Raw genomic sequence first — 25478 nt, 5'->3', positions numbered from 1 at the left:
GAACATCACATTGCCCGCAAGCCCGTCTGGATGATCGTCAACGGCACGGTCGTCGAGCGCAGCATCGAACCGCGCCTGCTTCTGTCCGATTTCTTGCGACACGACCTGTCGCTGACCGGCACGCACGTCGGTTGCGAGCACGGCGTATGCGGGGCTTGCACGGTGATCGTCGACGGCGATAGCGTGCGGTCCTGCCTGATGCTGGCGATCTCGGCCGACGGTTGCGACGTGCGTACCGTGGAGAGCATGGGCACGCCCGATTCGCTGAGCCCGCTGCAGGAGGCGTTCCGTGAACATCATGGCCTTCAGTGCGGGTTCTGTACGCCCGGCATGCTGGCGACCTGCACCGATGCGTTGCAGAAATACCCGCTCGACAGCGATGACGAGATTCGCGATGCGCTGTCCGGAAATCTTTGCCGCTGTACCGGCTACCAGGGCATCGTCGAAGCCGTCCGTGTTTGCGTAACGGCGCGCGACGCATTGCGGCAGGCCGCCGGATCCGAGCCAACCGAGGATAACCAACGATGAAGATGCATGTTCTGAATGGCGGCCGGCTCCGGATGCGCAAGAGTGTCTATCTGCCGGAAGCCGAGCGAAGCGAAACGATCGATCTGCCGGTGGCATGCATGCTGTTTCGGCATGGTCAGGGAAACGTATTGTTCGACACCGGATGCCACCCGCAGGTCGTCGACGATGCCGCAGCTCGCTGGGGGGCGATGGCGAAGGCCATGACGCCGATCGCCGGACCGGAAGACAACGTCATCTCGGAGTTGAAAACGCTCGGGCTCGGGCCGGACGATGTCGATGTAGTCGTCAACTCCCATCTGCACTCCGATCATTGCGGCTGCAATGCGTTCTTCAAGAGAGCGACGTTCTTCTGTCATGCGAAGGAGCTGGCGGCCGCCCAGGGAGAGGAGGCACTGCAACGCGGCTACATTCCCGCCGACTGGCAGCATCCGATGCCGACCGAACTCATCGACGGGGAGCGCGACGTCTTCGGCGATGGAAAGATGCTGCTGGTCCCGTTGCCGGGGCACACGCCAGGGAGCATGGGCATGCTCGCGACACTGGAGCGTGACGGCGCCTTCCTGCTTGCTGCCGACGCCGTTGCGCTGCGCGAGAATCTGACGCGCGAAGTGATGCCGCGCAACACGTGGGACTCGGATGCCGCGTTGTCAACTCTCAACGAAGTCCGGAGGCTCGAACGAGATGGCGCGAGCGTGATCTTCGGCCACGATCCGCAGCAGTGGGAGACGCTTCGCAAGGGGGCTCACGCGTATGAGTAAGCCGCGTCGTGATCCTGGCGCGCCGCCGGACGCCGATGTCGGCATCGACGAACAGCCGCGCGGCGGTTTTGTCGGGCAGCCGGTGCGCCGATTCGAGGACGCGAGACTGCTCACCGGACTCGGACGTTATGTCGACGATCGGCCGGCCGGAAATGCACTTCATCTCGCGATCGTGCGCAGCGACCAGGCGCATGCGCGCATCCGCGCCGTGCGTGCCGACGCTGCACGCGGCATGGAAGGTGTATTCGGCATCTATGCGTGGGTCGATCTGGCTGGCCTCGTCAAGCCGGCTGTCGCGGTATCGCGCATGGCGGATTATCAGCCCACGCCGATTCATGCGCTGGCGGACGGTGTCGTGCACTTCGTCGGCGAACCGGTCATCGCGGTGCTCGCTGATAGCCGCTATCTGGCCGAGGATGCGCGGGATGCGATCGAGATCGAATACGAACCGCTGCCGGTCGAGACCGATGCCGAGGCGGCGGCACAGCCCGGCGCGCCACTGCTGCACGAAGGATTGACGAGCAACGTGCTGGTCGAACGTCGGTTCGTGCGTGGCCAGATCGACGAAGCGTTCGCGCACGCGCCTGTCACCGTTGGCGGCCGGTTCCGGTTTCACCGGAAGATGCCGACCGCGATGGAGCCGCGCACGTATATCGCGGAAGTGGATCCGGGCCGGGACGCCCTGACGCTCTACACGTCGAGCCAGATACCCGGCATCGTGCGCGACGCGATGGCGGATCTGCTCGACATGCCGGGCAACCGGCTGACGGTGATCGCGCCCGATGTCGGCGGGGGATTCGGCGGCAAGACCTCGGTCTATCAGGAGGAAGTGCTCGTATGCGTGCTCGCGCGCAAGGTCGGGCGTGCGGTGCGCTGGAGCGGCGATCGGCTCGAGGACATGCTGTCGACGAGCCAGGCCTTCGACGAACGGGTCGATGCCGAACTCGCACTGGATAGCGACGGCCGGATTCTGGGCCTGCGTGCCGAAGTGATCGGCGATGTGGGCGCGTATTCGATCTATCCGTGGACTGCCGGTATCGAGCCGGTTCAGGTCATCAGTTTTCTGCCCGGGCCGTACCGGGTCCCTGCCTATCACGGACACGTGCGTGGGGTGACGACACCCAAGGCGCCGACCGGGCCCTATCGCGGCGTCGGACGCCCGACGTCGACATTCGCGATGGAGCGCCTGATGGATCTGGCGGCAAAGCGGCTCGACATGGATCCGACGGAGTTGCGGTTACGCAACCTCGTGCGTCCGGAGGAGTTTCCGTATCGCACGCCGGTCGGCATCGTGTGGGATCAATCGGCGTTCATCGAAGGACTCGAGGCAGCGAAGGAACGGTTCGACTACACCGCCGCGAGGCAGGCCCAGGCGCACGCGCGTGCCGAAGGGCGCTGGGTCGGTATCGGCGTCGCCTGCTATGCGGAACTGTCCGGCATCGGCTCGCGCATTTCCGCGTCGCCAGGCATGCCGATCAACACCGGCACCGATATGTGCGTGATCCAACTCGATTCGACCGGAGCGGTCACGGCATCGTTCGGCTGCGCATCGCATGGTCAAGGACACGAGACGACGCTCGCTCAGGTGCTGGCAGACGAACTCGGCGCGCGCATCGAAGATCTGCGCGTGATCACCGGCAATAGTGCCGCCGTGCCGCACGGTACCGGCAGTTATGCCAGCCGCACGGCCGTCATCAGCAGTGGGGCTGGAATGCTGGCAGCGCGCGAACTGCGCGCACGGATGCTGCGCGTCGCCGGTCATCTGCTCGACGTGTCGCCGGGCGATCTCGACGTGGTCGAGAGCGTCATTCGCGTGCGCTGGAGCGACGCGTGTCTGTCATTCGCCGATCTGGCAAAGGCGCTCTATTCGCAGATGGGACGCGTGCCGCCGGAGTTCCGGGAGGATCTTTGCGTCAGTCGGGTTTACGACCCGGTGGTAGGCACGACAAGTTCGTCTACGCATCTCGTTCAGGTGGAAATCGATCCCGAAACGTATGGCGTTCACGTTCGGCAATACGTGATCGCGGAGGACTGCGGACGGGTGATCAATCCGTTGATCGTCGCGGGGCAGACGCGTGGCGCCGTGGCGCAGGGCATCGGCGCTGCACTGCTCGAGGAAGTTGTGTACGACGCCGAGGGGCAATTGCTGACCGCGAGCCTGGTCGATTACCTGCTGCCGTCGGCACCGGAAGTCCCGACGTTGGATCTCGTGCACCTCGAAAAACTGGCACCGAATACGCTGGGCGGCTTTCGCGGCATGGGCGAGGGCGGGACGATCGGCTCGCCCGCGGCCATTGCGAATGCGATCGCCGATGCGCTGTCGCCGCTGAACGTCGACATATCGGAATTGCCGGTGACGCCCGAGCGCCTGTATCGCCTCATTCATTCATCCCCCATTGAATCAATCAAGGAGCAACAAGATGGAATTCAGACTTGACGGAAAGGTCGCGCTCGTCACCGGCGGCGCCCGGGACGTGGGCCGTGAAATCGCACTGGGCCTGGCTGCCGAGGGTGCGAGTGTCGTCGTCAACTATCACGGATCGAAGGCCGCGGCGGAAGCGGTCGTGGACGAGATCCGCGCGCAAGGTGGGCGAGGGCGGGCGATCGGCTGCGACATCTCGGACCGTCGGGCCGTGGATCAGATGATCGACGAGACCGTCGAGGTCTTCGGCGGTCTCAACATCCTTGTCAACAATGCCGGGCTCGTCATCCGCAAGCGCTTTCTCGATTCCCACCCGGACGAATGGCGCAAGCAGATCGACGTCTGCCTGTACGGCACGCTGAACTGCACGTATGCGGCGTTGCCTCATCTGGAGCGTCAGAAAGGCAGCGGCCGAATCATCACGATCACGGGCGATTCGTCGCGGGTCGGCGAATCCGGCCTGGCGATCGGCGCGGCCGCGCGCGCGGCCAATATCGCACTGATGAAGTCGATCGCACGAGAAACGCGCTCGGGCACGACAGCCAATGCGCTGGCGCTCGGGTTGATCGAGACCGCACACGATCCGGAATTTCTCGAGGCGAATCTGGAACGGCTGGTCAAGCTCTATCCGCTTCGACGTCTCGGTCAGCCCAATGATGTTGCGCCCATGGCGGTCCTGCTTGCATCGGAAAAGGGAAGCTGGATTACCGGTCAGGTGATCAGCATCAGCGGCGGCTTCAGTATGGTCTGACGGCGCAACCCACGGCGTTCTTCCGACAACTGACACATCAGCGCCGCCGACCGAATCCGACGGCAGCGCTCCAGGAGACAAACGTGATTCATACCGAGCTTATTGTGCCTGTCCACGAATTGCTCAAGCGCCATAAGGAGCGCAATCCGGACAAGGCGGCATTCGAGGACGCACGGACGTCCGTCACTTATGCGGAACTGGACGCGATGACCGCACGCCTGGCGACGCACTTGCAGCGGGCGGGCGTGCAGGCCGGCGATCGTGTCGCCGTCGTGCTGCCGAACTCGGTCGAATGGGTGGTGAGCTGCCTCGCCTGCGTTCGTGCCGGTGCGATCGCCGTGCCAATCAACCACGAGGCCACTTCGCCGGAGATCGAGTATCGGCTGGATGATGCAAGCTGCACGGCACTCGTGACGAGCGACGTGCGCGAGCGGGAATTGCGCGCGGTCGGTGCTTCTGTCGGTACGGTCAGGGAATACGTGACCGTGTCGTGGTCGTCGCAGCCCGTCGTCGGTACGCCATTTGCAGTCGCGACGGCGCGCGGCACCCCGAGTGAGCCGTTGGATCCGGACGCGATCGACGATCCCGCATTCGTGATCTACACGTCGGGAACGACCGGCAAGCCCAAAGGCGTGCTACTGTCGACGCACGGCATGCTGTGGGTCGCCGCCGCATGCTGGGCCCCGATTGCCGGCCTGACGGGCAGCGATCGCGTGCTGAGCGCACTTCCGCTGTATCACTCGTATGCGCTGAACTTCTCCGTGCTGAGCGTGCTTGCAGTTGGTGCGACCGCGTATCTGATGGAGAAGTATTCGTCGAGCGAAATCCCGCGGCTGCTGTCGGACGGGCGCTTCACGGTCATGCCGGGCGTGCCGACGATGTTCCACTACCTGCTCGAATCTGCGCGGGCGAATGGGCGCGGCTCGCTGCCCGGGCTGCGATTATGCGTGTCGGCCGGCGCGATACTGCCGGGCACGACGAATCGCGAATTCGAAAACATGTTCGGCCTGAAGCTGCTCGATGGCTACGGCATTACCGAAACCTCGACGATGGTCACGATGAACTGGCCGACCGGTGCGCGCGTATTCGGCTCGTGCGGCCTGCCGCTGCCGGGCGTAGCGACGCGCGTCGTCGATCCTGTTGCGTTGCGCGATGTCCGTGTCGGGGAAGAAGGCGAGTTACTCGTCCGCGGTCCCAATGTGATGAAGGGATACCTGAACAAGCCAACGGAAACCGATGCGGCATTGAGCAACGGCTGGTATCGCACGGGCGACTTGGCACGCTTTGATGCGAACGGCTATATCACCATCACGGGGCGCCTCAAGGAAGTAATCATTCGGGGCGGCCAGAACATCTCACCGGCCGAGATCGAAGAGGTGGTCTGCGAGTACGACGGCGTTCACGATTGCGCGGTCGTCGGCATGCCACATGCGCATCTCGGCGAGGTCCCGGTGGTATTCGTCGTCGAGCGAGCCGAGGGCGCTGTGGATGTCGCGGCGCTGCTTGCGCACTGCAGTCTCCATCTGTCGGCTTACAAGGTGCCGTCCGCGATTCATGTGACGACGGAAATTCCGCGGACCGGATCGGGGAAGGTCATGCGGTTCAAATTGCGCGAAGCCGTACAACCGGCCGAGCACGGTGGCGTCTGACACGTTACGCCTATCCTCTGACTGGAGAAGTATTGATGTCGACAATTTCATTGAACGGACAAGTAACACTTCGGAATCCTGAACTGATAAGGAATGTGTGCCTGATCGCAGGTGAATGGGTTCACGCTGACCAAGGCGGCACGATCGACGTGCGCAATCCGTCGACGGGGCAGTCGCTCGGGACGGTGCCGCGCATGGGGAGAGATGAGACATTGCGCGCGATCGACGGCGCCAATGCCGTGCTGGCCGAATGGCGCTCGCGTACGGGCAAGGAGCGTGCGGCAGTTTTGCGTCGCTGGTATGAGCTGATGATCGAGAATCAGGATGATCTGGCGGCGATCATGACGGCTGAGCAGGGCAAGCCGCTTGCGGAAAGCCGCGCGGAGATCGGCTATGCCGCGTCGTTTCTGGAATGGTTCGGCGAGGAGGCCAAGCGTGCCTATGGCGATACGATACCAGGGCATGCGCGCGACAAGCGCATCGTCGTGCTGAAGCAACCCATCGGCGTGTGCGCTGCGATCACGCCGTGGAATTTCCCGGCGGCGATGCTGACGCGCAAGATCGGGCCGGCACTCGCCGCTGGTTGCACGATGGTATTGAAACCGGCGAGCCAGACGCCATTCTCCGCGCTTGCGCTCTGCGTGCTGGCCGAGCGTGCCGGCGTGCCCAAAGGGGTGATCTCGTGCGTAACTGGCGCGGCGGCGCAGATCGGCGAAACGTTGACGACCAGTCCGATCGTCCGCAAGGTCTCGTTCACCGGATCGACGGAAATCGGCAAGATTCTGCTGGCGCAATGCGCGTCGACCGTCAAGAAGGCATCGATGGAACTGGGCGGCAACGCGCCGTTCATCGTATTCGACGATGCCGATCTCGACGCGGCAGTGAAAGGTGCGATCGCATCGAAGTATCGCAATGCGGGGCAGACCTGCGTATGCGCGAACCGTCTGCTGGTTCAGGACGGTGTGTATGACGCGTTCATCGAAAAACTGTCGGTGGCCGTGCAATCCATGCGTGTCGGCGACGGATTCGAGGAAGGTGTCGCGATCGGTCCTTTGATCGACGAGCATGCCGTCGCGAAGGTTGTGGAGCACGTCGACGACGCGATATCGAAGGGCGCGCGTGTCGTAGTCGGCGGAAGGCCGCACCAGAAGGGCGGCAACTACTACGCGCCGACGATTCTTGCCGATGTGACGCCGTCGATGCGGATCTTTCGCGAGGAGACGTTCGGTCCCGTCGCCCCCATTTTCCGGTTCAGTACCGACGACGAGGCGATCGCGCTCGCGAACGACACCGAATTCGGTCTTGCTTCCTATTTCTACAGCCGGGATATCGGCCGCGTGCTGAAAGTGGCCGAAGCGCTCGAGTACGGCATCGTAGGCATCAACGAAGGGCTGATTTCGACCGAAGTCGCACCGTTCGGCGGTGTCAAGGAGAGCGGGCTCGGACGCGAGGGATCGAAGTACGGCATCGAGGACTACCTCGAGCTCAAGTATCTGTGCGTGGGCGGAATCGCCTGACGCTCGGGGCGGCACCTGGGTGCATCGACGCTTCGGTGCCGGTTCATCGCGAATGCTTCGATGGAGGTATCTCGCACAATAAAGTCCAGTAATGAAAGTTAAACAACAAAGATGAATCCATTGGTTTGGAGGAGCTAGACATGTCAACGGTCAATGTGGCAGTGCCTGCGTCGCGGATGTCCCGTGACGAAAAACGGGTAGTTTTCGCGTCTTCGTTAGGTACGGTATTCGAGTGGTACGACTTCTTTCTGGCGGGCTCGCTGGCGACGTTCATTGGCAAGCATATTTTCTCCGGTGTCAACCCGACCGCGGGATTCATCTTTACGCTGCTGAGCTTTGCTGCGGGTTTCGCGGTGCGACCTCTCGGGGCGATCGTATTTGGACGTCTGGGCGACCTGGTAGGCCGCAAGTACACGTTTCTCGTGACGATCGTCCTGATGGGCGGCTCGACGTTTCTCATCGGGTTGTTGCCGGGCTTTGCCACTATCGGGATCGCTTCGCCTATCCTGTTTGTCGCGATGCGGATGATTCAAGGGCTTGCGCTTGGCGGCGAATATGGCGGCGCGGCGACCTATGTCGCGGAGCATGCGCCGAATGACCGGCGCGGTGCATGGACCGCCTGGATTCAGATGACCGCGACGCTCGGGCTGTTCCTGTCGCTGGTGGTCATTCTGGGTGTGCGAACCACGACAGGCGAAGGTCCGTTCGCATCGTGGGGATGGCGAGTGCCATTCCTGATGTCCATCGTCCTGCTCGGGATATCGGTGTGGATCCGTCTTCAGTTGCACGAGTCGCCGGCATTCGAGCGCATGAAGGCGGAGGGCAGTCGCTCGAAGGCACCCGTAGCCGAGGCATTCGGGCAATGGAAGAACCTCAAACTGGTGTTGGTCGTGTTGTTCGGGCTGACGGCGGGGCAGGCAGTCGTCTGGTATACGGGGCAGTTCTACACGCTGTTCTTTCTGACGCAGACGCTCAAGCTCGAGGGCTCGACGTCGAATGTGATCCTTGCCATCGCACTCGTGATCTCGGCGCCGTTCTATGTCGTGTTCGGTTCATTGTCCGACCGAATCGGACGCAAGCCGATCATCCTGATCGGTTTCGCGCTGGCGGCCGCCACGTATTTTCCGCTGTTCAAGGGGCTCACGCACTTTATCAATCCCGCGCTGGAGACGGCACAACGGAATGCGCCGATTGTGGTGAAGGCATTTCCTCGCGAGTGTTCGTTCCAGTTTAATCCGGTCGGTACGGCGACCTTTACCAGTTCATGCGATATTGCCAAGAGTGCGCTCTCGAAAGCTGGGCTGAGCTACCGTAACGAACCGGCGGCGCCGGGCGAGAGGGCAGCGATCGTCGTCGGCGGCAGCATCATTTCGTCATACGATGGAAAATCCGCCGACGCAGCCATGCAAGGGCGTGATTTCGATCGGGCGCTGCAGCGTGCGCTGCATGATAACGGCTATCCGGCGAAGGCCGATCCGGGCAAGATCAATTGGCCGATGGCGATCCTTCTGCTGGCGATCCTGATGATCTACGGCACGATGGTCTACGGTCCGATCGCGGCCATGCTCGTCGAGTATTTTCCGACACGGATCCGCTACACGTCGATGTCGTTGCCATATCACATCGGCAACGGATGGTTCGGTGGATTCCTGCCGGCTTCCGCATTCGCGATCGTCGCGGCAAACGGGAACATCTATTCCGGCCTCTGGTATCCGATCGTCATTGCGACCGCTTCGCTGATCGTCGGGATCTTGTGCGTGCGCGAGACGCGCGGCACCGATATCTGCGCAAATTGACCAGACAACATATCGATACGGAGTCGAGCGGATCATGGCGTTATACGAATATCGAGGCGTGGCCCCGCGCGTTCATGCGTCCGCTTACGTACACCCGAGTGCGAGCATCATCGGTGACGTGATCGTCGGCGCCGGTTGCTATATTGGGCCCGGAGCCTCGCTACGTGGGGATTTTGGCGCTATTCGTGTCGGCGAGGACAGCAACGTACAGGACAACTGTACGTTGCATGTCGGGCACGGAATGACATGTTTGCTTGGCGAACGGTCTCATGTCGGCCACGGCGCCGTGGTACACGGCGCACGTCTGGAGCGCAACGCGCTGATCGGGATGAACGCCATCGTGATGGACGACGCGATAGTCGGAGGTTCCGCCATCGTGGCGGCGTGCGCGTTCGTCAAGTCAGGGATGCAAGTGCCGGCACAAACGCTGGTCATGGGCGTGCCGGCCCGTATCGTCCGCGTACTGACCGACGCGGAACTGCGTGAGAAGGTCGAAGCGACGAACCGATACTGCGAACTCGCGGCAGCGAGTTTGGCAACGATACGCCGGATCGATATGTCGATCGGTGGCTGAGCCGAGTGATATTGCCGGAATTCGACAGACCCCGACCGTCGCGAATGGAATACGGCGATCGACGATTGTCGCGATCGGCTTTTGCGGCGGAGCGCCGCAATCGTTCGTTGTCGGCACTACCGACGTAGCCGTGCAGTGCGCCGTAGACGTGCGCGCACTGCACGATTCACAAACGAATCAATCGATCCCTGCCGTGCGGTGACCAGCATAGTACGGGGTGCGCCAGTTTGGCGTTATGCCCATGAAGTCGTCGAAATATGCAATGGCCAGCATCGGCTCTTCGAGCAAATTCTCGCGATACGATTGCCAGATCTTGAGCTGTCCGATTTTTTCGGACGGTTCGACGACTTTTCCACATTCCTGCCGTGATACTTTTTTGACGAGCTCAACGCAAAAATGAGTCAGTGCGAATCCGGTCGGCCACCAGTCTGCAATTTCGCTGCTCGGTTTCTTATGTGGAATGATGGTCACCGATGTGTCTCGGACGGCTTTGAATTTCAATAGTTCGGCGAGCAGCGCGCCGATGCAGAACTGGAAATAGTCAGCCGCGTTCTTGTGTAGGTAAAACTCACTGTCTTCGAGGATTTGAGTCCACGCGACGAACGCTTGTGTGAACTGTCGATCATCGAGCTCGAGCAACACGCCGGAATTTTTTGAGTAGTCGTCGCAATACTGCTGAAGAAGCAGTCTGCAAGATGACAGTTTGGCGAGAGCCGGCCATACGCGATGTATGGACCTTGCGATCGGTTCGTGTTCGTCTACCAAGATGCTTCTCCGGCGCATTGACTTCACAGGTAGCTGACAATTCGGGAAAACTCGCGCTGCATCGCGTCGTCCGGATTTTTCGATCGCAATGCCGCTCGAATTCGCGACTCGGACGCGCCTACGAGATCGGCCGCGAAACGAAGCAGCGTGTCGGGATCGGACGGAAGCGCTGCAGGCTGAACAATTCTTGCGCACCCGGTGATACCGAGTAATAGAAAAACATATACGTTCGGCTCGGATACCAGCCACCACGGCGCGACGACATCCGGCAATTCATCGAATCGTGCGCTTCGAATCGGATGGCGGTCGATGAGCGATAACGTGAGCCGGGAATACGCGCGGCAGATATCGTCGGAAAATTCATCCAGCGACGCCTCGGCCTGGATTTCCGCTATGCCTTTCAACACGTTGTGCGCGCCGCGCAGGCTGCTGAATGCGTCATTGATGCGGTGTTCAAATATAAGGACGTCCGTCGCACCCGCGTGCAGGATGAATCGCTTCGCGGCTGCGTAATAAAGTGCCGAGCAGTGGCGGATCAGCTTTGTATCCGCGGATTCGCGAATGATGCGTTCCAGGCCGCCGTCGAAGCTGACAGGCGCTTTCCAATGATCCTGCAGTGGGGGAATCGCATGACCTGCATACGTTTCGGCCGTTTCGAGCAGTGTGTCCGCGATATGGCCGACGGAGCCAAGAAATTGCGGCAACGGCGGCAAGTTCGCGCGGCGGGCAGCGGTTCGCTGAGAATCGGACCCAGAGCCGGGGACGTTTCGCGCCGCGTATCGAAGTTGCCGCGCACAATCCATCAATGCAAGGCGAACCTGACTGAGATCCTGGACGATGTGCGATGGCGTCAATGACTTGGGTTCCATGGCTGCCTCGAGACTGAAACATTTGAAGTTAAGATAGCACATTTGTTCAGTGTCATTGATCACGTTAATTTAGGGGAGGAAGCGTGCCGAGAGCCCGAACCAAGCACCGAGAAGAGGCCATCGACGAACAAAGCCCAGCGCGCAGACTGCGGCTGCGCGCGGCGTGGATGTACTTCGTGGAGGAGATGACGCAACACGAGATCGCGCAGAAACTCGGCATCGGTCGGGTGACGGTCGTGCGCCTGCTGGCGGCTGCGCGCGAGAGAAACGAGGTAAAAATTTCGATTGGGGATCGCCTGGTCGAATGCGTGGATCTCGAACGGCAACTCGAGGAGCGATTCGGGATCGCGGAAGCGATCGTCGTACCGCTGTCAGCGCGAGACGCGGATGCCACCGCGCCAGTGAGCGCGGCTGCTGGCGAATATGTGTCGTCGATGGTGCGGTCGAACATGAAAATCGGCGTCGGTTGGGGGCGCACCCTTGTCAGTTCGCTGTCGTACATGGGTGAGCGTCCCGTCGAAAACGTCTCGGTGGTTTCACTGCTGGGCGGCATCATGAAAGCCCGACATTTCAACCCGGCGGAGTTCGCTTGGCGTTTCGCGACGTTGTATCAGGCGGACTGCTACCTGATGACCGCGCCGTTGGTGGTCGACAGCCCGGAGACCCGGCGCACGCTCATCGAGCGCTGCGGCCTCCGGGATATTTTCGATCTGGCGAGATCCCTGGATGCGGTCGTGCTCGGCGCTGCGGGCACTGGCCCGGAGGCAACGGCGCACCGATCGCGGTTCATCAGCGATGCTGATCGCGAATCAGTGATCAAGGCGGGTGCCGTGGGCGATCTGCTCTTCAACTTTTTCGACGCCAACGGACAACTGGTTGACCATCCCATCAACGAGCGTGTGATGTCCGTGCCGCTCGACATCGTCAAGCAAGTACCGGTGCGCGTGCTTGCAGCGGGCGGCGTCAGCAAGGTGCCGGCACTCGGGGGGGCTCTGAGGTTATTGCGACCGTCCGTATTGATCACCGATCAATACGCCGCAGCGGACTTGCTGAAACTAGCGGACTGACCTTCGCGCGGAAAGGTCCCCGTCACCTTTCCGTACTCCGCGCTCGTCCCCATTGCCGAGAGAAGCGCGCTCTCGCACCTCCCCCATTCGCAGCGACGGCAGTGATGCTGCGTTGCATCAATTTCCGTATCAGTGCCCGCCGCCGGGCTGTCGCTCGCCTCAACGAGCCCTTGGCGCGGCTCCCCCTCTTTCCGTCCCCAAATTTCCATGCGCTAGGAATAACCCTACATGCGCTCTTTTTGCCGCTCGGTTGCTTGTACCTTTTGTGAACAAAGTGATATTGTAAAAAACAAATGTGCACTGAACGTCGCGGCGATCCAGGTTGCAGACGCGGGTTAAGGGCACATGCCTGCGCAAGCGCGCGTCACTATCCAGGAGACATCGTCGATGCTCAACATCATTCCCAGCGGCCTGGCGGCCGACCTCAAAGCCCGCGCCCAATCGGGCAGACCTATCCGAATCGGCTTGATCGGTTCCGGTGAAATGGGCACGGACATCGTGACCCAGGTCCGGCAAATGGAAGGTCTTGAGATCGGCGCGATCGCGGACCTCCGTGTCGACGCCGCATGCGAAGCGGTTCGAGTCGCCAATCAGGCGGACGACGGCTATCGCGTCGTCGAGACTGGCTCGGGGATTTCGCAGGCGATCGAGGCCGGATCGATCGCCATCACGCAAGACTCGAATGCGATCTGTACCAACGATCAAATCGACGTGGTTATCGATGCGACCGGCAAACCGGCGGTGGGCGCGCAGATCGGGCTGCTGGCCATGGAGCATGGCAAGCATCTCGTGATGATGAACGTCGAAGCCGATGTGACCATCGGCGCATACCTGCGTCGTGAAGCGGAGCGGCTGGGCGTGGTGTACACGCTCGGCGCCGGCGACGAGCCGAGCTCGACGATCGAGTTGATCGATTTCGTCAGCGCGCTCGGTTATCCGATCGTCGCCGCGGGTAAGGGCAAGAACAACCCGCTGAATATCGACGCGACACCGGACGACTACATGGCGGAAGCCAAGGCGCGCAACATGAATCCGCGCATGCTGGTGGAGTTTGTCGACGGTTCGAAGACCGCGGTCGAAATGGCGGCGATCGGAAATGCGACCGGGCTGATTCCGGATGTGGCAGGCATGCACGGTCCCGCGGCCACGCTCGACCAACTGCATGAGGTGCTTTGTCCGGTGGCGGACGGCGGGATCCTCACCCAAAAGGGCGTAGTCGATTACACCATCGGAAAGGGCGTCGCGCCCGGGGTGTTCGTCGTTGCCGAACTTGCACATCCTCGCCTGCGCGAGCGCATGGCAGACCTCAAGCTCGGCAAGGGGCCGTATTACACGTTCTATCGCCCGTATCACCTGACGAGCCTCGAAGTACCGCTCAGCTGCGCGCGCGCTGTCCTGTACGGCAAAGCCGACATGCGGCCGCTCCCCGTTCCGGTGGTCGAGGTTTGCGCGGTGGCGAAGCGAGACCTGAAAGTCGGTGACCGCCTCGACGCGATCGGCGAATTCACGTACCGCGCGTGGGCCATCGCGGCGGACGACGCGCTTGCGGAGCGCGCGGTTCCATGCGGCTTGCTGGAAGGCGGCATCGTCACCCAAGCAATCCGAAAGGGCGAATTGCTGACGTACCAGAACGCCGCGGTCGACGCGAACGCACCGATTGTCAAACTGCGCCAGCGTCAGGACGAGATGGTCCGTGGCGCGCGTGCCGCCGCTTGAGGAGAGGATGATGGGATTCGTTGCAGAGAAGATCGAAGGAATGCCCGAAGTCTATCGGCACGTCTCCGCGCAAGCGTTGCGTGACGCGCTGAAAAAGATGCAACTCGTGCGTCGATTCGAGGAGAGTGCGGAACAGGCGTACATGCGCGGCCTGATTCACGGCACGATGCACCTGTCCATCGGGCAGGAAGCCTCCGCGATCGCGATGACGATGCTCCTCACCGATGAGGACTACATCACGTCGACGCATCGGGGACACGGCCACTGTATCGGCAAAGGTGCGGATCCGAAACGCATGTTCGCCGAATTCTTCGGTAAGGAGACAGGGTATTGTCGGGGGCGGGGCGGTTCGATGCACATCGCGGATGTGAGCCGCGGAAATCTCGGCGCCAACGGTATCGTGGGCGGGGGCTTGCCTATCGCGGTCGGCGCGGCGCTGTCGATCAAGAAGCGGCGCAAGGACTCGGTTGTCGTGTGTTTTTTCGGCGATGGCGCGAACAATGAAGGTGCGTTCCATGAATCGCTGAATTTCGCCGCGATCTGGAAGCTGCCGGTGATTTTCGTCTGTGAAAATAACCGGTACGGCATGTCGATGTCGGTCGAACGTTCGACGGCCGTCAGTCGGATTTCGCAGCGCGCGGCTGCGTATGACATGCCCGGCGTAACTGTCGACGGCAACAGCTTCGGCGACGTGCTGACGGCGGCTGAAGGCGCGATCGAGCGTGCGCGAAAAGGCGAGGGGCCGACACTCATCGAGTGCGAGACATACCGCATTCGCGGCCACTCCAAGAGCGACCGGAACCGCTATCGCACCCGCGAAGAGATCGAGTCCTGGGGCGCAAGGGATCCCATTGCGAAATTCGAGCGGCAGTTGGTGGAGCTTGGACTGATCGACGCCGCAGCGGCGCAAGCAATCCACGCGGAAGTCGAGGAAGAAATCAAGGCGGGGCTGGACTACGCGCAGAACAGCCCGGCACCGGACATCGCCGAGTTGACGCGCTATGTATATACGGAGAACGGGGGGAATGACCATGAGTGACCAGCGCGAACTGACTTACGCTCAGGCGATTCATGAGGCAATGGGCATCGCAATGGAGCGAGACGAGCGCGTGTTCCTGATGGGCGAGGATATCGGAGTCTACGGCGGTGCGTTCCAGGTGACCGGTGACCTGTTTCAGCGCTTTGGTGCGGAACGTGTCATGGACACGCCCATCGCGGAGCTGGCAGGCGCCGGCATTGCGGTCGGCGCGGCGATGACCGGCTGCCGGCCGATCTACGAATTCCAGTTTTCGGACTTCGCAACGCTTGCGATGGAACAAATCGTGAACCAGGCCGCGAAGATGCGTTACATGCTGGGCGGTGAAGTCTCGGTGCCGGTCGTGATGCGCTTTCCCGCCGGCTCGGGGACAGGCGCCGCAGCGCAGCACAGCCAGAGCCTCGAGGCCTGGTTCGCGCACGTTCCTGGGTTGAAGGTAGTGCAACCCAGTACGCCCCATGACGCGAAGGGATTACTGCTTGCCGCGCTCGAGGACCCCGATCCGGTGATGATCTTCGAACACAAGCTCCTGTACAAGAGCAAGGGCATCGTGCCGGAGGGCTACTATGTCGAGCCGATCGGCAAGGCCGTCGTTCGCCGCGAGGGGCGGGATGTCACGATCGTCGCGACTTCGATCATGACCGTGCGTTCGCTGGAAGCGGCACACGCGCTGCAACAGGAAGGCATCGACGTGGAAGTGATCGATCTGCGCAGCATCCGGCCGATCGACCGCGAGGCGATCATCGCCAGCGTCCGCAAGACTTCGCGTCTGGTATGTGTGTACGAAGGTGTTCAGCAACTGGGCATAGGCGCCGAGATCGCTTCGATCGTTTGCGAAAGCGACGCCTTCGATTATCTGGACGCACCGATCGTCCGGTTGGGCGGCGCGGATTGTCCGTTGCCTTACAACCCGCAGCTCGAGAAGGCTGCCGTGCCGCAGGTGCCCGACATCGTCGAGGCGGTTCGGCATATCGTTGGTCGGAGGGGCTGAGATGGCGACCGAAGTGATCCTTCCCCGCGTCGACATGGACATGACCGAGGGCACGATTACGGCCTGGTATGTCACGGACGGCGACGCGATCAAACAGGGTGAGCCGATCTTCGACATCGAGACCAGCAAGGCCACGATGGAAGTGGAGGCCCCGGCGAGCGGCACGGTGCGGCAGATTACCGCCAGCGTCGGCGATACGGTCCCCGTCGGAACGGTCATCGCATGGATCTATGCCAATGGCGAGACCGTCATTGAGCAGGACGCCGGCACAACAGCATCAGGCGTTGCCGAGCTTGACGCCGCGGCTGGACCCTCGGTCCATCGTCGCGCGGACGTCGCACCCGCGGCATCGTCGGACGATATCGGCGATAGCCGGATTCGCGCAACACCCGCCGCTCGTCGGGCTGCTCGCGAAAGCGAAATCGACCTGGGCAGCCTGCAAGGATCCGGTCCGCATGGCCGGATCGTCGAAAATGACGTGCGCGCCGTCGCCGTCGGCAACGGTGGTTCACGTGAAGTGCCGGCCGGCGCGAGCCAGCAAGGCGCGCTCAATCGGGTCTGGCTGCAGCGAGGCGGCCCCGCGACGCTGGTGTTTCTGCATGGATTCGGGGCCGAGGCGAATAGCTGGCGCCCGTTCTTCAATGCATTGCGCGACGCCGGCCTTGCCAAGAATCTCGGTGTCCTGTCGATCGATTTGCCCGGACATGGAAAATCGCCGGCCGACGCTGCCGCATCGCTGGAGAAAATCGTCGACGCGATCGGCGCTACGCTGACGGCCGAAGATGTCGCGAACTGCCACCTCGTCGGGCATTCTTTCGGCGCGGCTGTCGCGATCGCGTTGAGCGCGTCGCGCCAGGTGCATGTGTCGTCGTTGACGCTGGCCGCACCAGCCGGGCTGGGCACCGAATGCAACGGTGCGTTCTTGCGCGGGCTGACGCAAGCTGCTGATCGAACCAGTCTTACGCCATGGCTGCGGGAATTGGTCGCGCGTCCCGATGTGATCGACGAAGCGTTCATCGCGACGGCGGAGCAGCAATTGTCGAGTGAGGCAAAACGTGTGACGCTTGCGTCAATCGCGGAGACGTTTTTTCCGGGCGGCCGGCAGAAGATCGATCTGCGAGAAGCCATCGCGTCGCTGACGATGCCTGTTCGCGTCGTCTGGGGGGCGTCGGATAAGATCATTTCGATTACGCACGCGAACGGCCTGCCTGGCCGGATTGCGCAGCACCGCTTCGCAGACGTCGGTCATTTGCCGCACGTCGAAGCGCTGGCTGATGTGGTCGGTATCGTCGGCGAGCAACTGTCACGGTAGGCGGAGCCATACATGAACCTGGAGCTTGACGGCAAGATCGCGCTGGTAACGGGGCTATCATCCCCCATCGGCGACGAGGTGGTCCGTGCGTTGCGTACCGCCGGCGCAACGGTACTTACGCAGCGGGCACGCGTTCTCGAACTGGTGGGTGATACGGGAGACTGTCAAGCGAATGTCGACAGTACGCCGGCGGAAATCTTCACGGCGCGGCGTGCGGTCGATCTGGTTGAACGGACCGTGCTTGAATTCGGGAGACTCGATATCGTCGTCCATAACGGCTGCGCGCGCCTGGATGCGGGAAACGATCTCGAGATTCACGAACGAGAGGTCGATCACGCGTACGCCGAGTGCGTCAAGGCTGCATTTTACATCGCCCATGCCGCATCTTTGCAGTATCGGCGAGTCAAGCGAGGCGTGATCGTCAATATCGCGCCAACTGCCGAAGCGGATTCCTGGTGCGTGCCGTGGCAGAACGCCTGTGCCGCGGCACTCTGTCAGCTATCCCAAGCAATGGGGCAGCGATTGAAAGGTGACGGAATCCGTGTCAATGCCGTCTGTCCAACGGTACCCTCATATGACGAGTTTCGCCGCGCCTCACACGGTGTGCTGCTGCAGTCGACACCGCTGCCGTCGATCCCGAGGCGAGATGACGGCTTGTCCGCCACAGTGCGTGCCGCTCTATTCCTGGCTTCGGAGGCGTCACACTACATTTCGGGTCTCGTGTTCCCGATCGAGGTCAATTCGGGTTTTTGTTAGAAGAATCGTTGCTGCGGGTTTCGTGTCGCGTTTTCCCGTATTTACCTGAAATTGAACAATTGTATTATTGCGATAAACATTTGTTCAAAATGGCGGCGCGAAATAACCGCCGGATTCGTCTCGTTTGTTAAAGCAGTTCGTGCGAGGCAGGAGACATGCAATGGAACTCGTTCGGTTCGGTTTACTGGCCTTGGCTGTTACGTGGGCGCTGCAGCTCATCGCCGGGTGGGCCCATATGCGCTACTACCGGGACACGCTCAGAAAGACTGCGCGAACGTGGGGCGACGGCTTTCTCGGCGTGGGGACGTTCAAGCCGCGGATCGGGCGCGGCGCAGTTGCGATCGTCGTCATCGGTGACGATTGCATTGTCAGACAAGTATTGGCCATGTCTGGACTGACTGTGTTCGCTCGTTTCGAGGCGCTTTCCGGATTCAATGGCGGGTCGATCGGCGAGTTTCAACACAATTTGGAGTCCTTGGCGCTTGCACCTCGTCTTAGGCACGCGCTTCGCAACGCACTCGACATGGCTTGCAGAACCGCGAACGCGAACCGTCCTATCGGTGCCGTGATTGAGTAGACGAACGCCGTACAGCACGCAGGTCGCGGCACTGTTTTGATTGACGCATCTGTCGCACATCACAACTTCATCAGGAGACAACCATGAATCCGCTGGATTTTCTTACTCATGCCGCCGAGGCATTTATCGGTGTATTCAACGCAGGCGGAAAGACGTTCGTCGGCTTTGTTACAGGTATTTTGCCGACACTGATTGTGCTGCTCACCGCGGTCTACACGATCATCGCGCTAGTGGGCGAGCAGCGGATTCAGGGATTGGCTCGTTTCCTTTCGAAGAACATCGTGACGCGATATTCGCTGTTGCCGTTGCTCGCGATGTTCTTTCTGACCAATCCGATGGCCTACACGTTCGGCGTCTTCCTTGAAGAGCGTCACAAACCAGCGTTCTACGATTCCGCAGTGTCCTTGTGTCACCCCATTACGGGCTTGTTTCCGCACTGCAATCCGGGCGAGCTTTTCGTCTGGCTTGGTGTGGCAGCAGGTATCACGAAGCTCGCTGAAACCCATGCCGCACCGTTCTCATTGCCGAAACTCGCGCTCTTCTACCTGGGCGTCGGCCTTTTCGTCAATCTCCTGAAAGGGGTGCTGACCGAAGCGATCACCCGCATGATCGCGAAGCGCGAAGGCCTCACGCTTTGAACTCGACACGATAAAACACGAGAAATCACCTGGAGGAGAACGAAATGGATGCGCGTACGTACAAGGCGGTTGAGGTACGAAAGGGGGCCAACGGCTGGGGCGGCCCACTCGTCATCGCACCGACGGTGGAGCGCAACAAGATCGTAGCCGTGACCGGAGGAGATATTCCGAAGGTGGCACAGCGGTTGGCTGATCTGACCGGAGCAACGGTCGTGGACGGTTTTCGCAATCCGCCGCTCGAATCGGAAATCGCGGCTGTCGTGATCGATTGTGGGGGAACCGCGCGGTGCGGCGTATATCCGCGAAAGCGCATCCCTACCATCAATCTGAGTCCGGTTGGACAGTCGGGCCCGCTTGCGCAGTTCATTACCGAAGATATCTACGTGTCCGGCGTCGAATTGAACAGCTTGCGGTCCGTTGACGACGACGCGTCGAACGCCGACGCGCATTGCGCCGCCGTGACGAACGGCGACACCTCATCCGCCGCAACGTCGTCGCCGGCGGAACCGCGAACCGGGGCAAGCCATGGCGGCTTCGTCGGGATGATCACTTCGGTTGGCCGCGGCATGGGTGGCGTCGTGAACGTGCTGTTCACGAGCGGGCGCAAGTCGATCGATACCGTTATTCGCAACGTGCTGCCATTCATGGCGTTCGTGACGATGCTGATCGGCGTGATCAATTCAACCGGGGTGGGGACCGGGCTCGCTCATCTGCTTTCGCCGCTGGCCGGTAATATCGTCGGGCTCGTGATCCTGTCGGCGATCTGCGGTCTTCCGTTCCTGTCGCCCGTACTCGGACCGGGTGCCGTGATCGCGCAGGTCATCGGCGCGGCAATCATCGGGCCGGCCATCGGCAATGGCACGATTCCGCCGCATATGGCGCTGCCGGCGCTGTTCGCGTATGACACCCAGGTCGGTTGTGATTTCGTGCCGGTCGGGATGGCACTCGGCGAAGCGAAACCGGAGACGATTCGCGTCGGCGTGCCGGCCGTACTGATCAGCCGCCAGATCATGGGGCCGGTCTCGGTGTTGATCGCCTGGGTGGTCAGCTTTGCTCTCTAAAAACATCTTGAGGTCACGCATGCATTACTACAAGACAATCATTTCCAGTATCGGCGAAGAGGTGGAGTCCCTTCTCGAAGGTGGCGTGCTGATTTTGTATTCGGATGGCGCGCCTTCCGAACTGGCAGAGGTGTCGGTTCTTCACCGCGTAGAGCAGGCGCACAGCCACGCGCCGCGTATCGGTTCCGTGCTGCGCATCGGTGAAATTTCCGCGGTCGTGACCGCAGTGGGGCCGACGGCCTGGAACAAGGTGAGCGAACTGGGCCATGTCGTCATCACATTCAATGGAGCCCATTCGGCAGAGCGCCCAGGCGAGATCTGTGCGTCGATGGTCGATTGTGAACGGCTCTTCAAGAGCATGCAGAAAGGGGCCGTCATCGAGATCGTTGACGCCTGAATCGCGCCGACGTCAATCGTCATCCACGGAATACGAAAAGGCATCGTCATGTTGGAAACTCAGGTTGTTGTCAAGGTACACGAGGGTCTGCACGCACGCCCCGCGACGCAATTCGCCAAGCTCGCGAAGGAGTTCAATAGCGCGCTGAAAATCGGGAGAGGCGATGCATGGGCGGACGCGAAGAGCGCTGTGAAGCTCATGTTGCTAGGTGTGAAGCAGGACGAGCAGATACTTCTCCGAGCGGACGGCGAAGACGAATGCGAGGCGCTCGACAGGTTGACGCAATTTCTGTCGAATGTCAGCGCAATCGTGCAGGGCGCCACCGTGCCAGACGGCCATCGCGGGTCGGACGGCTCAGCGACGGCTCCGCGAGCGTTCGAACACATGGCTGTGGTGCGATCCGCCGACGATGCTGATTCTCCGGGCGCACTGAGAGGTGTTCCGGCGAGTGAAGGCCTGGCGTTCGGCAGTGCGCTCGCGTATGTGCGTGACGAGCTCATGGTCGATCGCCAGTTCGTGTCGGAACACGAGGTAGCAGACGAGGTCATGCGATTCACCGCGACGCTCGAGTCCACTTTGGCTGCGATGCTCGAGCCGGGCGACGGGACGATGGGAAACGAGATCATCGAGGCGATCGCCGATGTCGCAAGGAGCGACGACTATGCGGGCACGATCCGCGAGCTCATCGCAACGCGGTGGAGCGCGGCAGCGGCTACGCTGAAATGCGGGCAGGATCTGGCGTTCGCGTTCGAGTCGATGACGGACGAGTATCTTCGCAGCCGCGCCGACGACATTCGCGGCCTGACGCGCGAGATCGTGGCCGTGCTTCTTGGCAAGCAGCAGAAGTCGCTGCGAGAACTCGACGTACCGAGCATCATCCTTGCCGAAGAATTGTCCGCGCCGGATCTGGCACGCGCGAACCTCGCCAATATCCTCGGGATCGTCTGCACATCCGGCAGTGCGACGTCTCATGTTGCGATCATCGCGCGCTCGCATGGCATTCCGGCGGTTCTGGGTCTGCCGATCGACAAAGACAGGCTGCGATCGGTCGCACGTGTATCGATTGACGGTACGACCGGGGAGGTCTGGCTCGACCATTCCGACGCGCATGAAAAGGAACTGTCGCGCCGTATCGACGCGCAGCGCGAACAGCAATCGGCGCTCCTTGCTTACCGGGGCGTCGAGCCCTCCACGCGCGACGGACGCAAGATACTGATCGCCGCGAACATGGGTTCTCTGTCGGAACTTGACTCGGCCCTGCAAGCCGGCGCGATGGGCGTGGGACTATTCCGTACCGAGCTTTTGTTCATGGACCATCAGCGCGTGCCTACGGAGGACGAGCAATACGAAGTTTATGCCACGCTCGCACAGCGCTTTCACCCGTGGCCTGTCATCATTCGGACGCTCGATGCTGGCGGCGACAAGCCGCTGCCGGGCATTCGCTTCCCGAAGGAGGAGAATCCATTTCTGGGGTGGCGAGGCATCCGGATGTGTCTTGACAGCCCCGAAGTGTTCGAGCCGCAACTGCGAGCGCTACTGCGTGCCACCGCGCACGGAAACATCTGCGTGATGTTGCCGATGGTCGACGATGTCGACGAGGTTCGCCGTACGAAGGCGATCATCGAGCGCATCGCTGCGGAACTCACCGACGCGGGGGTGCCGTTTGCAGTTCCAAAGCTCGGCATCATGATCGAGACGCCGGCTGCGGTTCTCACTGCCGATTTACTGGCGCAGGAGGTCGAGTTCTTCTCGATCGGTACCAACGACCTTACGCAATACATCATGGCCGTCGATCGCATGAATCCCAGCCTTGCCTCGCTCTACAGGACCGAGCACCCGGCTGTCATTCAGGCGATCAAGATGGTGTGCGACGCGGCGAAGCGGGCGAACATCAGTGTCGGCGTGTGCGGTGAGGCTGCGTCCCGGCCAAACATGATTCCCGTGTTCGTGAACTTGGGGGTCGACGAACTCAGTATGAGTCCAAACTCGATACTGCGTGCAAAAAAAATCGTGACGGAACTCTGATTTCCGGATCGGAGAACGATAGGAGCGTGGCATCGACGATCCACAAGATTCGTATTTGCCACTGCTTCGCGGGCCAGGTTTGATACACGGACGGGCGGGCGACCTGTCTCGCCGCGCAGGTATCCGGTCTTGTCGGGCAATTTCGCTATGCCTCCCGAGCTGCTTACCGGCCGACACGGCGCGATTCGAGGAGGCGATTTTACCGGATGGAACTGCCGTCCGGTCTTCTCGAACACGCGCAGCCTTCACACCCGAAAGCCGTCGAGCTTTCTCCAAAATTGCCTGGTTTCCTTCCACGGCTCGTCCAGTCGGGCGGTGTGTATCAAGAACGCGCGACGAGCCGCGAGGCTGCTCGTCGCGCTGAATCGGTTTTCCAGCGTCCGGCGCGTGCGGTCTCTCACCCCAGCTGCGTTTCAGTCAGGCATCCCGGGCGATGTCCGCGTGATCCCTGATCGTCATTTTGCCTTGTATTACCTCCCAGATGGTTGCCATCGCTACAGCCCTGTCTGACAGCGGGTGACGGCATGCGCAACAGATTCACGGCGATTGCGACGAACGGCGTGGCCAAGTATCGGACGCAGGGCCGGCCTACTGTCGCGTTGATAAATTTTGGCGATCAGCGCAAATCGCGAATCGCAATTGGACCGCTTCAATTTGGAGGTGGACGATCGTTTCACTTGCCGTGAACAAAGAGCTTCTTGAAGCGAAATCGTGAGACAAATGTAGCGAAATAAACCGACAAATACCAGTCGTTGCTGCATTTCCCAGTGTTTTCGTATGGCGAAGATTCACATAATGACGGAGGTGGGACGGAGATGGAGATGAACATGCAAGAGATTCGCATGAGCGAATCTGCACCCAAAAAGTTATCCGGAAACATGGGGCCGATCGGCCTGGCGCTGATGGTGCTCGCGTTCTCGGCACCTTTGACAACGGTGTCCGGTTACATCCCGTTCGCGCTGATGTTCGGAGGCGTCAGCAGTCCGATCCTGTTCGTCGTCGTTACGATCGTTCTGCTGTTCTTTTCCGTCGGCTACGTGACGCTCAACAACATCGTCAAGCGCCCGGGCGACTTCTACGCATTCGTCAGTTTCGGCATCGGGAAGTCGACAGGCCTCGGCTCGGGCATCCTCGCGGCGGTGTCGTATTTTCTGCTGCTCGCCGGGGTGACGTCGTTCTTCGGCGTGTCCTGTTCCGATCTCCTTCATGAAACGACCGGCGCCGTGCTCCCGTGGTACATCCCGACGATCGCATGCTGGATGGCGTGCGGGATCCTCAGCTACCTGCATGTCGAGTTGTCGGCGAAGGTGCTGACGTGGATCATGCTGCTCGAGATCGCGGTATGTCTCATCTTCTCGTTCTTCGTGCTGGCGAAGGGCGGGGCGGCAGACATCTCGGCAACCGCGCCGTTTGCGCCGAGCCAGTTGTCGAAGAGCGCGAGCGTGCCGTTCTCGGTACTGTTCATCGTCGGTTTCTTCATGGGATTCGAGGCGACCGCGCTGTTCCGGGATGAAGTCCGGATGCCCGACCGGACGATTCCGGTAGCCACGTATGGTGCGGTCATCTTCATCGGCGTCGTCTATACCATTTGTGCGTATGCGCTGATCATGGCCTATGGGTCGCATGTCCAGGACATCGCTACCAAGACCCCTGCCGCAATGTTTCCCGACGCATTCTCGAAGTTCGTCAGCGGCCGTCTCCATGTCGTGATCTCGCTGCTGGTGCTGACGTCGGCGTTCGCATCGGCGCTGTCCACGCAGAACGTGCTGGCCCGCTACATGCACAACCTCGGCACCGACGGCGCGCTGCCGCGATTCCTCGGCAAGGTTCATCCGAAGCACGAGTCGCCCTATCTCGCGTCGATCACGGTGTCGGTGATGGTGCTCTGTGTGCTGATCCCCTTCATCGCGATGGGCGCCAAGCCCGATCTGCTGTACGGGCAACTCTCCGGAGTTGGTACGTCGGGGATCGTCGTTCTGATGGCCATCGTCAGCATCTCGTCGCTGGTATGGTACGGCCGGAGCGGCAGACACCAGGGCGTCAGCTTCTTCAAGTCGGCGGTCGCGCCCGCCATTTCCTCGGTGTTCTTCATCGCGCTCGTCGTGCTGATCGCGCAGCACTTCGATGTTCTGGCAGGTGGCGATCCGGGGCAGTACGTGTGGATGTTCTACTGCCTGATTGGTGTGCTGCTCGTCGGCATCGCACTGGCACAATACTTCAAGTACCTGCGCCCGGAAATTTTCGAAAGACTCGGCCGCAGCCACAAGGACTGA

The 25478-nt window shown here is 61.2% G+C and carries 22 protein-coding genes; 20 read left to right on the top strand and 2 right to left on the bottom strand.

Annotation, left to right across the window (positions count from 1 at the left end):
• Window positions 1-30: 30 nt before the first annotated feature.
• The 8 genes from JYG37_RS18365 (at window position 31) to JYG37_RS18330 (ending at window position 9995) form a co-directional block, all read left to right on the top strand.
• On the top strand, window positions 31-528 hold the full coding sequence (locus JYG37_RS18365) for a (2Fe-2S)-binding protein (RefSeq protein WP_283813176.1): 498 nt from the start codon (window positions 31-33) through the stop codon (window positions 526-528).
• On the top strand, window positions 525-1286 hold the full coding sequence (locus tag JYG37_RS18360) for an N-acyl homoserine lactonase family protein (protein WP_050011239.1): 762 nt from the start codon (window positions 525-527) through the stop codon (window positions 1284-1286). The genes JYG37_RS18365 and JYG37_RS18360 overlap by 4 nt, the downstream gene beginning before the upstream one ends.
• The gene (locus JYG37_RS18355) at window positions 1279-3723 is read left to right on the top strand and encodes a xanthine dehydrogenase family protein molybdopterin-binding subunit (protein ID WP_213345695.1); all 2445 of its coding nucleotides are present in this window, start codon (window positions 1279-1281) and stop codon (window positions 3721-3723) included. The genes JYG37_RS18360 and JYG37_RS18355 overlap by 8 nt, the downstream gene beginning before the upstream one ends.
• Window positions 3707-4459 (top strand): SDR family NAD(P)-dependent oxidoreductase, encoded by a 753-nt coding sequence (locus tag JYG37_RS18350; RefSeq protein ID WP_213345694.1) that lies wholly within the window; start codon window positions 3707-3709, stop codon window positions 4457-4459. Before JYG37_RS18355 ends, JYG37_RS18350 begins: the two co-directional genes overlap by 17 nt.
• A gap of 83 nt (window positions 4460-4542) precedes the next feature.
• Complete coding sequence (locus JYG37_RS18345; RefSeq protein WP_213345693.1) at window positions 4543-6108, top strand: class I adenylate-forming enzyme family protein; 1566 nt, start codon at window positions 4543-4545, stop codon at window positions 6106-6108.
• Between the two features lie 35 nt (window positions 6109-6143).
• Window positions 6144-7625 (top strand): NADP-dependent succinate-semialdehyde dehydrogenase, encoded by a 1482-nt coding sequence (gabD, locus tag JYG37_RS18340; protein ID WP_213345692.1) that lies wholly within the window; start codon window positions 6144-6146, stop codon window positions 7623-7625.
• A gap of 140 nt (window positions 7626-7765) precedes the next feature.
• Complete coding sequence (locus tag JYG37_RS18335) at window positions 7766-9421, top strand: MFS transporter (protein ID WP_050011234.1); 1656 nt, start codon at window positions 7766-7768, stop codon at window positions 9419-9421.
• Window positions 9422-9455: 34 nt separating this feature from the next.
• A complete protein-coding gene (locus tag JYG37_RS18330) occupies window positions 9456-9995 on the top strand; it encodes a gamma carbonic anhydrase family protein (RefSeq protein ID WP_050011233.1) in 540 nt (179 codons plus the stop codon).
• A 177-nt stretch (window positions 9996-10172) separates the two neighbouring features.
• On the opposite strand, the gene JYG37_RS18325 is transcribed toward JYG37_RS18330, so the two are convergent.
• On the bottom strand, window positions 10173-10760 hold the full coding sequence (locus JYG37_RS18325) for a hypothetical protein (RefSeq protein WP_124630514.1): 588 nt from the start codon (window positions 10758-10760) through the stop codon (window positions 10173-10175).
• 23 nt (window positions 10761-10783) lie between these two features.
• Window positions 10784-11629: a hypothetical protein gene (locus JYG37_RS18320; RefSeq protein ID WP_124630513.1), complete on the bottom strand. Its 846-nt coding sequence runs from the start codon at window positions 11627-11629 to the stop codon at window positions 10784-10786.
• A 185-nt stretch (window positions 11630-11814) separates the two neighbouring features.
• Between JYG37_RS18320 and JYG37_RS18315 the strand changes: the two genes are divergently transcribed.
• From JYG37_RS18315 to JYG37_RS18260, 12 genes are all read left to right on the top strand, one after another.
• On the top strand, window positions 11815-12696 hold the full coding sequence (locus tag JYG37_RS18315; RefSeq protein WP_226238130.1) for a sugar-binding transcriptional regulator: 882 nt from the start codon (window positions 11815-11817) through the stop codon (window positions 12694-12696).
• Between the two features lie 387 nt (window positions 12697-13083).
• Window positions 13084-14412 (top strand): NAD(P)H-dependent oxidoreductase, encoded by a 1329-nt coding sequence (locus JYG37_RS18310; RefSeq protein ID WP_050011230.1) that lies wholly within the window; start codon window positions 13084-13086, stop codon window positions 14410-14412.
• Window positions 14413-14422: 10 nt separating this feature from the next.
• Window positions 14423-15451: a thiamine pyrophosphate-dependent dehydrogenase E1 component subunit alpha gene (locus JYG37_RS18305; protein WP_249746008.1), complete on the top strand. Its 1029-nt coding sequence runs from the start codon at window positions 14423-14425 to the stop codon at window positions 15449-15451.
• Window positions 15438-16439, top strand: coding sequence for an alpha-ketoacid dehydrogenase subunit beta (locus JYG37_RS18300; RefSeq protein ID WP_283813175.1), 1002 nt, complete (start codon window positions 15438-15440; stop codon window positions 16437-16439). The genes JYG37_RS18305 and JYG37_RS18300 overlap by 14 nt, the downstream gene beginning before the upstream one ends.
• Window position 16440: 1 nt before the next feature.
• A complete protein-coding gene (locus tag JYG37_RS18295) occupies window positions 16441-17751 on the top strand; it encodes an acetoin dehydrogenase dihydrolipoyllysine-residue acetyltransferase subunit (protein WP_213345691.1) in 1311 nt (436 codons plus the stop codon).
• A gap of 12 nt (window positions 17752-17763) precedes the next feature.
• Window positions 17764-18507: an SDR family NAD(P)-dependent oxidoreductase gene (locus JYG37_RS18290; protein ID WP_213345690.1), complete on the top strand. Its 744-nt coding sequence runs from the start codon at window positions 17764-17766 to the stop codon at window positions 18505-18507.
• A gap of 160 nt (window positions 18508-18667) precedes the next feature.
• Entirely contained in the window at window positions 18668-19084 is a 417-nt protein-coding gene (locus tag JYG37_RS18285; protein WP_050011227.1) for a transcriptional regulator GutM, read from the top strand.
• An 83-nt stretch (window positions 19085-19167) separates the two neighbouring features.
• Window positions 19168-19722: a PTS glucitol/sorbitol transporter subunit IIC gene (srlA, locus tag JYG37_RS18280; protein ID WP_062885851.1), complete on the top strand. Its 555-nt coding sequence runs from the start codon at window positions 19168-19170 to the stop codon at window positions 19720-19722.
• 44 nt (window positions 19723-19766) lie between these two features.
• Window positions 19767-20783, top strand: coding sequence for a PTS glucitol/sorbitol transporter subunit IIB (srlE, locus tag JYG37_RS18275; RefSeq protein ID WP_050011226.1), 1017 nt, complete (start codon window positions 19767-19769; stop codon window positions 20781-20783).
• Between the two features lie 19 nt (window positions 20784-20802).
• Window positions 20803-21180 carry a PTS glucitol/sorbitol transporter subunit IIA gene (locus JYG37_RS18270; protein WP_089489194.1) on the top strand — a complete coding sequence of 126 codons (378 nt, stop codon included), beginning with the start codon at window positions 20803-20805 and terminating at the stop codon, window positions 21178-21180.
• A gap of 48 nt (window positions 21181-21228) precedes the next feature.
• The gene (gene ptsP / locus JYG37_RS18265; RefSeq protein ID WP_213345689.1) at window positions 21229-23205 is read left to right on the top strand and encodes a phosphoenolpyruvate--protein phosphotransferase; all 1977 of its coding nucleotides are present in this window, start codon (window positions 21229-21231) and stop codon (window positions 23203-23205) included.
• Between the two features lie 878 nt (window positions 23206-24083).
• Window positions 24084-25478 carry an APC family permease gene (locus tag JYG37_RS18260; RefSeq protein ID WP_176015409.1) on the top strand — a complete coding sequence of 465 codons (1395 nt, stop codon included), beginning with the start codon at window positions 24084-24086 and terminating at the stop codon, window positions 25476-25478.

Source organism: Burkholderia sp. LAS2 (assembly GCF_018417615.1).
In the GTDB taxonomy this organism is placed as follows: Bacteria; Pseudomonadota; Gammaproteobacteria; order Burkholderiales; family Burkholderiaceae; genus Burkholderia; species Burkholderia sola.
The sequence above is the reverse complement of the archived record's forward strand: the minus strand, read 5'-3'. Positions and strand labels throughout refer to the sequence as shown.